Annotated in this window: 11 protein-coding genes and 2 pseudogenes; 4 read left to right on the forward strand and 9 right to left on the reverse strand. The window is 55.7% G+C overall.

From position 1 onward, the window contains the following. Positions 1-98: 98 nt before the first annotated feature. Both add and JCM17844_RS09360 read right to left on the reverse strand, forming a co-directional pair. The gene (add, locus tag JCM17844_RS09355) at positions 99-1,133 is read right to left on the reverse strand and encodes an adenosine deaminase (protein ID WP_210431716.1); all 1,035 of its coding nucleotides are present in this window, start codon (positions 1,131-1,133) and stop codon (positions 99-101) included. Further along, a complete protein-coding gene (locus tag JCM17844_RS09360; protein WP_150000713.1) occupies positions 1,123-2,541 on the reverse strand; it encodes an amidohydrolase family protein in 1,419 nt (472 codons plus the stop codon). The genes add and JCM17844_RS09360 overlap by 11 nt, the downstream gene beginning before the upstream one ends. Before the next feature lie 111 nt (positions 2,542-2,652). Here JCM17844_RS09360 and JCM17844_RS09365 point away from each other — a divergent pair, with 111 nt between their 5' ends. Then, a complete protein-coding gene (locus JCM17844_RS09365; RefSeq protein ID WP_150000714.1) occupies positions 2,653-3,480 on the forward strand; it encodes a phytanoyl-CoA dioxygenase family protein in 828 nt (275 codons plus the stop codon). Here JCM17844_RS09365 and guaD read toward each other — a convergent pair. The 7 genes and pseudogenes from guaD to uraH form a co-directional block, all read right to left on the reverse strand. Next, a pseudogene (guaD, locus tag JCM17844_RS09370) lies at positions 3,462-4,782 on the reverse strand (guanine deaminase). The gene JCM17844_RS09365 and the pseudogene guaD overlap by 19 nt on opposite strands. Beyond that, positions 4,779-5,303: an ureidoglycolate lyase gene (locus JCM17844_RS09375; RefSeq protein WP_150000715.1), complete on the reverse strand. Its 525-nt coding sequence runs from the start codon at positions 5,301-5,303 to the stop codon at positions 4,779-4,781. Before JCM17844_RS09375 ends, guaD begins: the two are co-directional and overlap by 4 nt. After that, complete coding sequence (locus tag JCM17844_RS09380) at positions 5,303-6,508, reverse strand: urate hydroxylase PuuD (protein ID WP_210431719.1); 1,206 nt, start codon at positions 6,506-6,508, stop codon at positions 5,303-5,305. Before JCM17844_RS09380 ends, JCM17844_RS09375 begins: the two co-directional genes overlap by 1 nt. A 10-nt stretch (positions 6,509-6,518) precedes the next feature. Continuing rightward, entirely contained in the window at positions 6,519-7,535 is a 1,017-nt protein-coding gene (xdhC, locus tag JCM17844_RS09385; RefSeq protein WP_210431720.1) for a xanthine dehydrogenase accessory protein XdhC, read from the reverse strand. After that, positions 7,528-9,887 (reverse strand): annotated as a pseudogene (gene xdhB, locus JCM17844_RS17280) (xanthine dehydrogenase molybdopterin binding subunit). Before xdhB ends, xdhC begins: the two are co-directional and overlap by 8 nt. Beyond that, entirely contained in the window at positions 9,880-11,352 is a 1,473-nt protein-coding gene (xdhA, locus tag JCM17844_RS09395; RefSeq protein WP_150000717.1) for a xanthine dehydrogenase small subunit, read from the reverse strand. The pseudogene xdhB and the gene xdhA overlap by 8 nt, the downstream one beginning before the upstream one ends. A gap of 3 nt (positions 11,353-11,355) precedes the next feature. Then, positions 11,356-11,709 carry a hydroxyisourate hydrolase gene (gene uraH, locus JCM17844_RS09400; RefSeq protein ID WP_150000718.1) on the reverse strand — a complete coding sequence of 118 codons (354 nt, stop codon included), beginning with the start codon at positions 11,707-11,709 and terminating at the stop codon, positions 11,356-11,358. Between the two features lie 208 nt (positions 11,710-11,917). On the opposite strand from uraH, the gene puuE reads away from it, so the two are divergent. From puuE to alc, 3 genes are read left to right on the forward strand one after another with little or no spacing between them, the layout of a single operon-like run. Then, positions 11,918-12,826 carry an allantoinase PuuE gene (gene puuE / locus JCM17844_RS09405; RefSeq protein ID WP_150000804.1) on the forward strand — a complete coding sequence of 303 codons (909 nt, stop codon included), beginning with the start codon at positions 11,918-11,920 and terminating at the stop codon, positions 12,824-12,826. After that, positions 12,823-13,341, forward strand: a complete 519-nt coding sequence (gene uraD / locus JCM17844_RS09410; RefSeq protein ID WP_150000719.1) for a 2-oxo-4-hydroxy-4-carboxy-5-ureidoimidazoline decarboxylase — start codon at positions 12,823-12,825, stop codon at positions 13,339-13,341. Before puuE ends, uraD begins: the two co-directional genes overlap by 4 nt. A gap of 20 nt (positions 13,342-13,361) precedes the next feature. Beyond that, complete coding sequence (alc, locus tag JCM17844_RS09415; RefSeq protein ID WP_150000720.1) at positions 13,362-14,372, forward strand: allantoicase; 1,011 nt, start codon at positions 13,362-13,364, stop codon at positions 14,370-14,372. Positions 14,373-14,375: the final 3 nt, after the last annotated feature.

The raw sequence follows: 14,375 nt of genomic DNA on the forward strand, positions 1-14,375 counted from the left end.
TATGGCAATTTGTTGCAGCACGGCACCAGTATGGGATGGACAAACCATAACGGCCTCCCATGGCTCCAGACACAAATCGCCTCCCAAAAGAAAAATTTTCAGGCGTTCAATCTGCTCAACAGCTTTTCCTTGGTGTCTGCATCGCAAAAAGCACCTTCGATTGCCGTTCGCGTAAACCGCAGCAGATCCGCATCCTTGAAACCATGAACGCTTTGCGCCTGTTCATATTCCTGCTGCATATGCGTATGGAAAAAGGGCGGATCATCGGAACTGAGCGTCACCCGCAAACCATTGTCCACCAACGCCCGCAAGGGATGGGCCGCCAGATCGGGATGAACGCCCAATGCAATATTGGAACCGGGGCAGACCTCCAGAATAATCTCCCGATCACGCAGTTCAGCCATCAATGCGTCATCTTCGATGGCCCGCACCCCATGGCCAATACGCGACACCTTCAATGACTCAAGCGTATCGCGGATACTTTCAGGCCCGCACACCTCTCCGGCATGGGCGGTCAACCCCAGGCCCGCATCAGAGGCCATGGCATAGGCTTTGGCAAAATCATGGGGCCACAAAAACTGTTCATCCCCCCCCATCCCGAAGCCGGTGACAAAGGGATGCGGATGTTTATGGGCCAGATCCGCCAGCTTTTCCGCCTTTTCCACCCCATAATGGCGCACGGCAATCAGGATAATTCTGCAGACAATACCAAAATCGCGCTCGGCCTGCTGCATCGCCCGAGACACGCTATCAATCAATGTTTGATAGGAAATGCCATGCTGTATGGCATGATCGGGCGAGACGAAACTCTCCCCATAGATGACCCCGGATTGCGCCACCTTGCTGTAATAATCATAGGTGATGTCATAATAATCTTCCGGCGTGCAAATGGCCGCTGCCATCCGATCATAAATATCCAGGAATTCTGCAAAATTCGCCCAGCGATAATGGCCATCCCCATCAATCACATCCCCAAGATCAAGGCCATGCCGCGCCCCGATCCGCATCGCCATAACTGGCGATACGGTTCCTTCCAAATGGCAGTGCAATTCCGCCATCGGCACAGAGGATTTCGGTCGTTTTCGGGCGTTTTCCGGCGTGAACTCTGATCTCATCTGCGGATCAGCGCTCATTGCGAATGCCGCCCTCCAGGGTTTCGGCGAAGGCTTTTACCCGGTCTTTCACCGCTTTCCACTCGGCATCATGGCTTTCCACATCGATGGTAAGAATCTTCCGGTCTTCCATCACCCGCTGGCCATTGACGATGGTGGTCAGCACATTGCCCGGATAAGCGCCAAAAGCAATGGCGGCATATACATCATAGCCCGGCTGCATATTGGGGGCATCCCGGTCGATAATGATCAGATCGGCGCGTTTTCCGGCCTCCAAAGACCCGATATCATCTTGTTTATCAAGGGCGCGCGCGCCGCCAATGGTGGCCATTTCCACAAGTTCAAGGGGCGTATAAGGGCGGGCATCATGAAGCCGCAATCGCGCGACAGAAGCCACATAATGCATCACCGTCAGGATATCCATCTGGTTCGAGCTCATGGGACCATCGGTACCAAGGCCGATATCGACGCCTTTTTTCATCATTTCCCATGCGGGAGAAATGCCGCTGGCAGCCTTGGAATTGGCCTTGGGATTATGGGCAACGCCCACGCCGCGCTCTTTCAAAAGATCCATATCCGCATCATCCAGATGGATCACATGCTTGGCCAAAAGGCGCGGGCTCAAAAAGCCGATCTCGTCCAGATAAGCAATTTCGGAACGGGCATTTGCCATATCGGGATGGCGCTCAAGCACCATCTCATATTCATCGGGGAACTCGACCATGTGCATCAACATCGGCACTTCATATTTGTCGGAAATGGCCCTTGCCGCCAACAGATGCTCTTTATCCACCGTATAAGGCGCATGGGGGGCAATGGCCGGTGTAATCAGATCATCATCCTTGAAATCTTGGATGAATTTTTCCGCATAAGCCAAGCCACCATAAGGCTTTTTTGAATCAACAACGGGGAAGCCGATCACCGTTTCGCCCAGCACGCCGCGCAAGCCCACTTCTTTGGTCGCCCGCGCCACTTCATCCTCGTGATAATACATATCGGCAAATGTGGTCACACCACCCATGGCCAGTTCAATGGCCGATTGGCGGGCGGACACATGAATCAGATTGCGGTTCAACAGCTCTTTCTCGAGCGGGAACATCACATCGAACAGCAGATTTTCCACCTCATATTCACCAAGCCCGCGAAAGGCCACCATGGAAATATGATTGTGCAGATTGATCATGCCCGGCATCACAATGTCGCCCCCGGCATCAATCACATGATCCGCTTCATAAGACGCTGCCAGATCAGCCCCGCCAATGGCCACGATGTCACGCCCCTTGATGGCCAGCGCTCCCTTTTCAATCACCTGCCGTTCGGCATCCATGGTTACGATGGTGGCATCGGTAATCAGGATATCGACAGGCTCTGCCATGACAGGGGCAGCGATCGAGAGACACAGTCCAATGAGGCTTAAACGTCGCGACATATTTTTCATCCTTTTTTTTCAATTGTTGTCGGTGAAGCCGGTGGGATAGGCTTTGATATATGGCAGAGAAAAGGCCGTCATGGCTTTTTTCTTTAAAAACAGAGAGTCCCCATGCCTGAATTGACAGTAGACCCGCGCGCCTATGGCTTTGGATGGCAAAACAGACCCGCAAGCGACCTTCGCATAGCTTCGCCCGCCCAGATTGCACAGTTCAATCAGGATGGCTATTTTCTTTTGGAAAAAGCCATCAGCCCGCAATGGATAGAGAAACTTCTCGCCCAGATCGACCCCATTGAGGCCGGCATTACGGACACTACCCTCACTTTGGAAGGCGAGCGTTCCTTTACCTACAAGGCCGATGCCATCACCTTTGTGCGCAATCTGGTGGCCCATAGCGATATGGTGCGGGATTTGGTAAAAAGCCCGGTCTTTCGTGGCATTGGCCATGATCTTATCGGCCCGGATGTGCGGCTTTATTGGGATCAGGCGGTTTATAAAAAGCCGGAAAAGGCGCGCACATTTCCGTGGCATCAGGATAACGGCTATACGCTGACAGATCCGCAAGCCTATCTCACCTGCTGGCTGGCGCTGACCGATGCCACCATGGAAAATGGCTGTCCATGGGTGCTGCCGGGCCTTCATAAACACGGCACCCTGATCCATGACAGCACGCCCGATGGCATCCAGTTGCGTGGGGCCACGGCCCCGCTTATGGAAAAAACAGCGGTCTGTGTTCCGGCGAAAGCGGGGGACATGGTGGTGTTTTCCTCGCTTACCCCGCATAAAACCGGAGCCAATACCACATCCAGCATCCGGAAAGCGTTGATCATTCAACTGATGCCAGACGGACTGGCCTTCATCAATGAAGTCGGCACGCGCAGCATCAAGAACGATCCCGTGCTGAATATGCCAATCCTGTCTCATGGCGCCGCCTGTTGAGTTGCCGCAAAGGCATGGCCCGCAACGGGCTTGCCCGCCAGATAGGCATGACGCACGGCCCGATCATCACCCAGCATCATCAAAACGAACAAACGTTCCATGACATCACGGGCCACGGCCATGCGTCCGGCAATCACCGGCGTTGCCGCATAATCAAGCACCAGAAAATCCGCTTCCATGCCGGGCTTCAAACTGCCCACCCGATCCGCCATGTGAAGGGCGCGCGCGCCGCCCAATGTGGCATGATAAAAGGCCTGTTCAGCGGCAATCACCGTGCCTTTTATATGGGCAACCTTATAAGCCTCGGACATGGTGGCAAGCAGTGACAGGCTGGTTCCCGCGCCCACATCGCTGCCCAAGCCGATTTCAATCCCTGCCTTGCGTGCGGCTTCATAATCCATCAGCCGCTGCCCAAAACAGGTTCGAGCTTGGGCAAAAGGCAATGCTGGAACGGGCCTTGGCCAGCCGCGATAAAGCCCCCTCTTCCAGATGCACGCAATGGGCAAAGACCGAACGGTCCCCCACCATGCCGCTTTGCTCATAAACATCCAGATAATCATCCGCATCGGGGAATAATTCAGCAACCCTAGCGATTTCCGCATGGTTTTCCGACAGATGCGTTTGCAAAAGAATATCGGGATATTCAGCTAATAAACGGCCTGCGCTTTGCAGGCTTTCCTTGCTGCAAGTCGGCGCAAAACGCGGTGTCACCGCATAGCCAAGCCGTCCTTTGCCGTGCCAGCGCTCGATCAGCGCCTTGCTTTTCCGGTAGCCTTCCTCTGCTGGCTCCAACAAGGCATCCGGCGCATCCCGATCCATCAACACCTTGCCCGCCACCAAGCGCATATTGCGGGCGTGGGCGGCTTCAAACAAAGCCTCTACCGATTGTTCATGCACACTGGCAAAAACCAGAGCCGAGGTGGTGCCATGCGCCAATAACGCATCCAAAAACACCGGCGCAGCCGCCTTGCAATATTCCGGGTCGGCAAAGGCTTCTTCTGCAGGGAATGTATAGCTTTTCAGCCAATCCATCAGTTGCTTGCCGGGGCTGGCGATCATCGACAATTGCGGGAAATGCACATGCGCATCCACAAAGCCCGGCACCATCACGCCGTTTTTGTGATGGGTAACCGGTATATCGGGCGATAATGTCGGCCCCAGAATGTCCCACGCACCGCAAGCGGTGATGAGACCGTCTTCAATGACCATCACACCATCGGCATGATAGACCGTAGCCTCGGCCCCCTTGGCCGGATCATCTGTCAGGGTGAAAATCTCACCACGATGGGCGGATGCACTCATAGCTCTGCCTCTTCCAGATCAATGGTCATAGCCGGGTCAAGGCGCACTTCGTCCAGATTGGCACCGGCAGCGTCTTTTGGTCCTCCCCGATCGATCACCAGAAAATCGCTCACGCCGCCCAAGGCCAGCGAATAATGATGCCATGTGCCCGCATGATAATTCACGCCTTGGTCCGGGCGGGCCAAAAAGGCCACCATCGCCTTTTGGTCGAACGGCCCTTTGGGGGCCACCACCACCAGATATGGATTGCCGCTCAAGGGATAAAACGCCTGACTGCCAAGGGGATGACGTTCCATCAGCTCCAAGCGCAAGGGTCGGGCTTTTGGTGTGGACCGAAAAATACTGATCAAAGGATGCCCGCCTTCACGCCCCAGATCCAAAGCCGCCAGATCATGAAAGCGTGTGGTATGGCCTTCATTGATCGAGAGCGCCTCCTTGGCCGACGCACAGTCGATCACATCGCCATAAGGGGCGAAGGCCGCCGCTGTCAGCGGTTGCAGGGGAAGAATGCGGCTTGACATCACTGCCCTGCCCCATTGGCCGCTTTTTCCGCATCAAGGCTATTGATCCATGCCCCCAATATCGCGCGCTCTTCCATTGTCATGCCGGTTTCATTCCCCAAGGGCATCATATCTGCATCCACGGCCTGGGCCCGCACCCGGTCCGCATATTGCTGGATCTGCGCCTTTGTTTCCAGCATCACACCGGATGGCGCCACATCGAAATATTCATGTGTGGGCTGTGCCGCATGACAGGCCGTACAATGCTTCGAGATAAGCGGAGCCACATCCGCATAGGTTACCGCATTTTTCGGTGCCAGCGCCTGCGATTGACGATGCTGCATATCGGCAGCGAAGATCATGGTCAGCACAAAGATCAGCACTCCCAGAAAGATCAGCCCGGTCTTTACCTCGCCCCGATGACGCAGATTGAAGAAATGCCGGATCGTAATGCCTGAAAGTGCAATGCCCGCCAAAACCGCCCAGCCATAAGGGTTGGAAAAGGTCATGGGATAATGGTTGGATACCATGATGAACAACACCGGCAGCGTCATGTAATTATTGTGCAGGGATCGCTGCTTGGCGGCGATGCCCAAAGCCGGATCGGGACGTTTACCCGCCAGCATGGCTTTCACGGCTTTTTTCTGATTGGGAATGATGATGAAGAACACATTGGCCACCATGGCCGACCCCACCATCGCCCCCACATGGATATAGGCACCCCGGCCCGAAAAAATCTGGGACAAGCCATAGGCGGCGCCCGTCAAAATCCCAAACCACAAAATGCCCAAAAGCCGGTTGTTCCTGCCTACCGGAGATTTGCACAAGCCATCATAGACCAGCCAGCTTACCGCCAACGACCCAAGGCCAAGGCCAATGGCTTCCATTTGGCTAAGATCGGCTTTGGTGCGGTCGATCAAATAAAGCTCCGCCCCATAATAATAGACCACACCCAAAAGCAGAAACCCGCTGATCCAGGTGAAATAGGCTTCATATTTGAACCAGTGCAGATGATCGGGAAGATCGTCCGGTGCCACCAGATATTTCTTGTTGTGGTAAAATCCACCACCATGCACGGCCCATAATTCGCCCGCCTCGCCTTCTTTGGTGGCGGGGCCTTTGCGCAAATTATTATCCAGCCACACGAAATAAAAAGACGATCCGATCCAGCGATGCCCGTAATCAAGTGCAGCCACCTGATGGCAAGGCCGATCCAGCTTGCCCAATCAATACTCATCACAGCGCATTTTCCTCAGTTATCGGGCTCAAAGACCGAACCATATCCAAAAGTTCGGCCGCCACGGCAATGGCAATCACTTCCGGTTCTTTGCCTTGAGGGCCGCCCAATCCTATGGGGCAGGTCAGGCGTCCGATTTGTGTTTCATCAAGGCCCACATCATCGCGGAACCTTTTTAGAAATCTGGATCGTTTCGTTTCCGAACCGATCAATCCGCAATAGGCGGCATCGCCCCGTTTCAAGATGGCGGCGGTAATATCGAAATCCAATGGATGAGAATGTGTGAACACCAGATACAAAGCATTTTTCGGGGCGCTTTCTACCACAGCCACAAGATCTTCCATCACCAAGCGCCTGACCCCTTCGATGGGATTGGAGGGGAATGCCTCGGCCCGGCTGTCGATCCATGTCACATCAAAAGGCAAGGTGCTCAATATTCGTGCCACCGCCCGGCCCACATGGCCCGCACCAAACATATAAAGCGGCGCATAAGGCGACCCCAATACCTGCACCACAGCCCCCACATCGGCGACATCCACCCGCATGTCCCCATGCGGTTTACCTGCCTTATCCAGCAAGGCCACCACCTTGCCAGCCTTCAACAGTGCCTTGGCATCATCGGGCTGGCAATAAATATGGGGGGCATCACTGCCCAGTTTCGTAATCAGATGGGTAGAGCCATCCCCCTGCGTGGCCTTTATAGTGTGTGCTTCATCGGGTGTGAAAAGGTCGAACAGCAGCATCACACGGCCGCCGCAACACTGATCCAGCTTCGGCCCCAAGGCATAATCGCGGACAAAAGCAGCGCCGCCCGATTGCAACAAAGCCTTTGCATCGGCAATGGCTTGATATTCCAATGCGCCACCGCCAATGGTGCCACTCACGGCCTGCATCGTCACAACCATCCGCGCTCCGGGTTCACGCGGGGCAGAGCCGTAACTTGCCACCACGCTTACCATCACCGCCCGGTGCTGCACCAAATGCTGTGCAGCCAATGCGGTCAGCCACTCAGCCATCGCCTCTCTCATTTTGTGCGGTAACCGCCTCTACCGCCCGCAGGATCGCTTCCGGCGTTGCGGGCGCATCCAATGGCGGAAGCTGCGTTCCATCGCCAAGGCTTGCCACCGCATCCAAAAGAGCGGAATGCACCGATACCGCCAGCATGAAGGGCGGTTCCCCTACAGCTTTGGACCGATGAATGGTGGCTTCCCGATTGGCATTGGAAAACAGCGTGATACGAAAAGCGTCGGGGCGATCGCTGGCCACCGGAATTTTATAGGTCGAAGGCGCATGGGTGCGCAGCCGCCCCTCAGCATCGCTGACCAGTTCTTCCGTGGTCAGCCATCCCATGCCCTGAATAAAGCCGCCTTCGATTTGCCCCAGATCCACCGCCGGATTGAGCGACCGGCCCACATCATGCAAAATATCCACCGCCAGAACCCGGCTTTCGCCCGTGAGCACATCAATCACCACTTCAGACAGTGCCGCGCCATAAGCGAAATAATAAAAAGGTCTGCCCGTATGGCTGTCGCGGTCATAATGGATGTCGGGGGTTTTATAAAATCCGGTGGACGACAAGGAGATGCGCGCCAAATAGGCCTCATGAACCAGATCATCAAATGTCACGAAATCATTGCCAATAAACACTTTATTGGATTGAAAGCGAATTTGATCCTTGGGAAGCCCGCGGCTTTCGGCAACAAAATCAAGCAACCGTTCCTTGATGGTACGGGCCGCCGCCTGCGCGGCCATACCGTTCAGATCCGAGCCCGATGATGCCGCCGTGGCCGAGGTATTGGGCACCTTGCCGGTATGGGTGGCCGTTACCTTTACCCGATCCACATCGATCTGGAACTCTTCGGCCACCACTTGCGCCACCTTGACCATCAGGCCCTGGCCCATTTCCGTGCCGCCATGGTTAAGATGCACCGATCCATCGCTATAAACATGGACCAGCGCACCCGCTTGATTGAGATGCTTGGTGGTAAAAGAAATGCCGAACTTCACTGGCGTCAGGGCAAGGCCCTTTTTCTGCCAGCGATGGGCCGCATTGAACGCCTTGACCGCCGCCCGACGCTTTGCATAGTTCGTCTCTTTTTCCAGAGCCCCAATAATTTCAGGGATCACATTGTCGGTAACCTGCTGATGATAAGGCGTCACATCCCGGCCCGAACCGCCATAAAGATTGGCTTTCCGCACCTGCAAGGCATCAAGGCCCAAATGCAGGGCAATGGCATCCATCACCCGTTCAATACCGATCACCCTTGCGGGCCACCAAATCCGCGAAAAGCCGTGTTAGACACTGTATTGGTACGGCAGCGGAACGATTTGATATCCACATTCGGCAGATAATAGGCATTGTCCGCATGGAACATGGCGCGGTCCGATACCGCCAGCGACAGATCCGTCGCATAGCCGCATTTGATGAACTGTTCAAAGCGGATACCATCAATCCGGCCATCGGCATCGAAGCTTACATCATAAGCGATTTCCGCCTCGTGCCGTTTGCCGGTGATGATCATATCGTCATCCCGGTCGAGACGGAATTTCGCCGCCCGCCCGGTGCGCTTGGATACCACCGCGGCCAGTGCTGCGAAAATCGCCGCCTGGCTTTCCTTGCCGCCAAAACCGCCACCCATACGGCGCACTTCCACCGTCACAGAATGGCTGGCCACGCCCAACACCTCCGCAACCAGATGCTGAAGCTCGCTGGGATGCTGGGTGCTGGAATATACATGCACATCCCCATCTTCACCGGGAATGGCCAAAGATACATGGCCTTCCAGATAAAAATGATCCTGCCCATTGACCGACAAACGCCCCGACAAACGGTGCGGCGCACGGTTTAACGCGGTTTCCACATTGCCGCGCCCCATGCTTTGCGGCGGCTCCAGATAGGATTGGGCCTCATGGGCATCCTTGATGCCAAGGATCGCGGGCAGCACCTCATAATCGATCTTGGCAAGGGCAGCTGCGGCCCGAGCCTGCTCGATACTCTTTGCGGCCACCACGAACATCGGATGGCCGTTATAAAATACCTCGCCGTCGGCCAGCAAAGGTTCATCCTTGAACACCGCACCAATCTGGTTATGGCCGGGAATATCCGCCGCCCTGATCACAGCGACAACACCGGAGGCTTGGCGCACGGCATCCAGATTCATGGATGTGATGCGGGCATGGGCATGGGGGCTTTGCGCCGCATAAAGATGCAGCATGTCCTGTGGTTCGGGCAGATCATCCACATAAAAAGCCGCACCGGCCACATGCTTATGGGCGCTGTCATGGGTGATCGGCTGCGCCACGCCGCCATGGATCGGGTCACACAAGGATGCGGATGCAGTATCGGATGCCATGCTTTGATCAGACATGTGCGGCCTCCTTCCCCACAAGCCGCAATGGCCCTTCATCCCCTGCACTTTCAAGCCATGCCTTTAACAAAAGATTTTGCGCCACCTTCAAGCGATAGTCCGCACTGGCACGCATATCTGTGATGGGTGCAAAATCATCGGCCAGTTTTTTCATGGCTTGACGCATGGTCGCCTCTGTAAATTTTTGCCCCATCAAAGCGGATTCTGCGCGGCTGGCACGTTTGGGCGTTGCCGCCATGCCACCAAAGGCAATGCGCGCCTCGCACACCCGGTCCCCTTCAAGGCGGATAGAAAGGGCGGCACAAACGGCGGAAATATCCTGATCGAAGCGTTTGGAGATTTTATAGCATTTGAAGATCCGGTCCGCGATCGGCAAAGGCACATGCACGCTTTCCAGAAATTCACCGGCCTGGCGGTCTTGCTTGCCATAATCGATGAAGAAATCTTCCAAGGCCAATTCACGGCGCACATCGCCCCGCCGCAGCACAATTCTTGCGCCCAAGGCAATCAGCGGGGGTGGGCTATCGCCAATGGGAGAGCCATTGGCAATATTCCCCCCCAAAGTACCGGAATTGCGCACCTGCACCGAACCAAAGCGCCGCAGCAGCTCCCCGAAATCGGGATAAAGCGCTCCAAGCCGATCCATGGCGTCACTATGGCGCACGCCCGCGCCGATTTCCAGCCACCCATCACGCTCCTGCATGAACCGCAGATCCTCCACCGCGGTAAGCGAGATGACATGATCCAGCCGCTTATGCTGTTTGGTGACCCACAAGCCCACATCGGTGCCGCCCGCCAACAGCACGGCATCAGGCGCTTCCACCAGCATATGTGCCAGTTCATCGCTGCTGCGCGGGGCCTGATAGCGCTTGGGTTTGCCGTTTATCGGGCATGTGGCCACAATATCCAGGGGAATATCCCGCTTCAAAGCGGACAAACGCTTCACAGCGCCTTGATGGTCATGGTCGCTTGGCGCTTCTTTGCCGATGCGCTCTCCAGCGTCCAGAATCGGCCCATAGCCGGTACAGCGGCACAAATTACCCGCCACAACATCTTTCAGCACCGCACGCTCGAACGAGCCGCCATTCAAATAATGCGCATAAAGCGCCATCACGAAGCCGGGGGTGCAAAAGCCGCATTGCGAGGCATGAAGGTCCACCATGGCCTGCTGCACAGGATGCAAGGTCCCATCCGCACGACGCAAGCCTTCCACCGTATAAACATCTTTGCCATCCAGTTCAGGCAAGAACAAAATGCAGGCATTGACCGCCCGATAGCACAGCTTGCCACCTTCCAAAGAGCCCAGCACCAATGTACAGGCCCCGCAATCGCCTTCAGCGCAGCCTTCTTTGGTGCCTGTCAGACGCAGGTCATAACGCAAAGCGGACAAAACACTTTGGGTGCTATCGCTCACCGGCCGCTCGATCAAGGTGCCGTTGAGATAAAATCGTATAGAATCGGACATATATCAGCTTCCGCGATAGGTGCTGTAGCCAAAGGGCGACACAAGCAAAGGCACATGATAATGGGCCGTGCTGTCGGATACACCGAAATCGATGCACACCACATCCAGAAATGGCGGATCGGCCAGCACAACACCGCGTGCCTTGAAATAAGCCGCCACATCGAACGTCAATCGATAACGCCCGGATGTCATATCTTGCGCCGAAAGCAACGGTGCATCGGTGCGACCATCGGAATTGGTGCGCGTTTCAACAAGCAGCGTATCACCGACATCCGAGCGGCGATATAGGCGAAGCGCTACATCCGCTGCAGGTTGGCCGTGGCTGGTATCCAGAATATGAGTCGTCAAGCCGGCCATAAGCCGCCCTTTCTTCGGTCTGATTGTCGGTTTTTTCCTTATGACTTGCCAGTTTCGGGTGTGTCGAGGATGAATGCAAGGCAAATTGTTAGCAATTTTGCGTCGAGAAGTTTACAACTTGGCACAATATCGTAAACGGATATAGTAATCACAACCAAATCCAACCCTTGAGGCACCCACAGTGACGCACGCGCCCTATCCTCGTGACATGATCGGCTATGGCCCCACACCCCCCCAGGCAAACTGGCCGGGAAAAGCCCGTTTGGCGGTGCAGTTCGTGCTCAATTATGAAGAAGGCGGCGAACGCACCATATTGCATGGCGACCAGGAAGCAGAAATGTTTCTATCGGAAATCGTATCGGCCCCACATATCGAAAACGCCCGCCATATGAGCATGGAATCGCTTTATGAATATGGCAGCCGTGTCGGTGTCTGGCGTCTTTTTGATCTGTTTCGCAGCTACGACATCCCCCTCACGCTGTTTGCGGTGGCCATGGCCATGGAGCGCAATCCCGCCGTGGTAGAAGCCGCATTAAAAGATGGGCACGAGCTGTGCTCTCATGGCTATCGCTGGATCGATTATCAAACGATGCCCGAAGAGCAAGAACGCGAGCATCTGGAGCGGGCCATCGAAATCCACCGCCGTCTCACAGGGGCCCGGCCACTTGGCTGGTATACCGGACGCACCGGCCCCAATACCCGCCGTTTGGTCGCGGAAAATGGCGGTTTTTTATATGATGCCGATGATTATAACGACGACCTGCCTTTCTGGACCTATCCCGTGAGAAAACCGCATCTGGTTGTTCCTTATACGCTGGATGTGAATGATATGCGCTTTGCAACGGTGCAGGGCTTCAACTGTGGCGATCAGTTTTTCAGCTATCTGAAAGACAGCTTCGATACGCTTTATGCAGAAGGTGCGCACACCCCACGCATGTTGTCGGTGGGGCTACATTGCCGGATCGCTGGCAAGCCCGGACGCATAGCCGCCTTGCGCCGTTTTCTGGATTATATTCGCGGATTTGACGATATCTGGCTGTGCCGCCGCATTGATATCGCCCGTCATTGGAGACAGATGCACCCCGCCCCGAACCCCACCGGGGAGACAGCCCCATGAGCGTTCTTTCGCCCCGCCCTTCGGCATTAACCACCGACGCATTCATAGAGGCTTTTGGCGGCATTTATGAACATTCCCCATGGGTGGCCCAAGGCGTGGCACCCAAGGCGGCCAGCGGCGCACTGGATGCACCTGCCGATCTCCATAAAGCCATGCACGCCATTGTAGAAGCCGCAAGCGACGCGCAAAAGCTGGCGCTTATCAAAGCGCATCCCGATCTGGCCGGACGTGCCGCCCTTGCGGGAAATTTATCCAAGGAGTCCACAACGGAACAAACGGGCGCGGGGCTGGACCGTTTGACGCCGACACAGTTCGCGCGCTTTCAAAAGCTGAATGATGCCTATCAATCCCGCTTTGGCTTTCCTTTTGTGATTGCCGTTCGGGGCCTTGTGGCCGATGACATTCTCGCCGCCTTTGAAACCCGCCTGCAACAAGACAGTGCGGCCGAATTCAAAACCGCCCTTGCGGAAATTCACAAAATCGCCCGCCTGCGCCTCGATGCCATGGCGGCTTGACCCTTGAATGGATCTTAGCAATGACAGACACGCTTTCCATAAATCCTCGCTGGACCGATCTTGCAAGCCCGCGCCTTGGCAGTGACGTCATCTTTGCCAGTGACGATTTCTTCGCCGACAAGGCCCGCCTGATCGATCCCGATGACCCGGTGTTCATTCCCGGAAAATATGACGACAATGGCAAATGGATGGACGGATGGGAAACGCGGCGGCGACGTGCGGCGGGCCATGATCTGTGCATTATCCGCCTTGGTCACAAAGGCATCGTCAAAGCCTTTGAAATCGACACCCGCCATTTCACCGGCAATTTTCCGCCAGCTGCCTCCATTGATCTATGTGTGCGGGAAAGTGGCGATCCTGATGCCAATACCCTGTGGCGCGAAGCGGTTCCCATCACGGCCCTGAAAGGCAATGACCGCCTGCTGGTCACCCTGCCCGATGCCATGGAAGCCAGCCATATACGGCTCAATATCTATCCCGATGGCGGGGTGGCACGCTTGCGGGTTTATGGTCATGTAGCATTTGATCCCCAAAGCCTGACAGCCGGAGAAACCATCGACCTTCTGGCACTTGCACATGGCGGACGGGCCATCGCAGCCAATGATGCGCATTTCGGCAAGCCCGACAATCTGATCGCACCGGGGCGCGGCATCAATATGGGCGATGGATGGGAAACACGGCGCCGGCGCGAACCGGGCCATGACTGGGCCATTCTTGCCCTTGGCTGCCCCGGAATCGTGGACGAAGTGCTGATCGACACCGCCCATTTCAAGGGCAATTTCCCCGACCGTTTCTCCCTGCAGGCGGCTTATTGCCCCGACAGCCCCGATGAACTGGCCATTGTGCAATCGCAATTCTGGCCGGTTTTGCTAGAGGAGCAGACATTAAAAGCCGACGCGGAATTGCATATCCGCGATGGTCTGGCAGCACTTGGCCCCATCAGCCATGTGCGGTTGAACATCATCCCCGATGGCGGGGTCAGCCGCTTGCGTTTGTTCGGAAAGCCCGCTCAAGGCCAGACAAAGGGTTAAACA

Source organism: Iodidimonas gelatinilytica, assembly GCF_008579125.1.
Lineage (GTDB): Bacteria > Pseudomonadota > Alphaproteobacteria > Sphingomonadales > Rhodothalassiaceae > Iodidimonas > Iodidimonas muriae.

Bases quoted from the DNA above. Each gene is read 5' to 3' on its own strand.
- add (WP_210431716.1), bottom strand. From the start codon at position 1,133: ATGAGCGCTGATCCGCAGATGAGATCAGAGTTCACGCCGGAAAACGCC.
- JCM17844_RS09360 (WP_150000713.1), bottom strand. From the start codon at position 2,541: ATGTCGCGACGTTTAAGCCTCATTGGACTGTGTCTCTCGATCGCTGCC.
- JCM17844_RS09365 (WP_150000714.1), top strand. From the start codon at position 2,653: ATGCCTGAATTGACAGTAGACCCGCGCGCCTATGGCTTTGGATGGCAA.
- JCM17844_RS09375 (WP_150000715.1), bottom strand. From the start codon at position 5,303: ATGTCAAGCCGCATTCTTCCCCTGCAACCGCTGACAGCGGCGGCCTTC.
- xdhC (WP_210431720.1), bottom strand. From the start codon at position 7,535: ATGGCTGAGTGGCTGACCGCATTGGCTGCACAGCATTTGGTGCAGCAC.
- xdhA (WP_150000717.1), bottom strand. From the start codon at position 11,352: ATGTCCGATTCTATACGATTTTATCTCAACGGCACCTTGATCGAGCGG.
- uraH (WP_150000718.1), bottom strand. From the start codon at position 11,709: ATGGCCGGCTTGACGACTCATATTCTGGATACCAGCCACGGCCAACCT.
- puuE (WP_150000804.1), top strand. From the start codon at position 11,918: ATGATCGGCTATGGCCCCACACCCCCCCAGGCAAACTGGCCGGGAAAA.
- uraD (WP_150000719.1), top strand. From the start codon at position 12,823: ATGAGCGTTCTTTCGCCCCGCCCTTCGGCATTAACCACCGACGCATTC.
- alc (WP_150000720.1), top strand. From the start codon at position 13,362: ATGACAGACACGCTTTCCATAAATCCTCGCTGGACCGATCTTGCAAGC.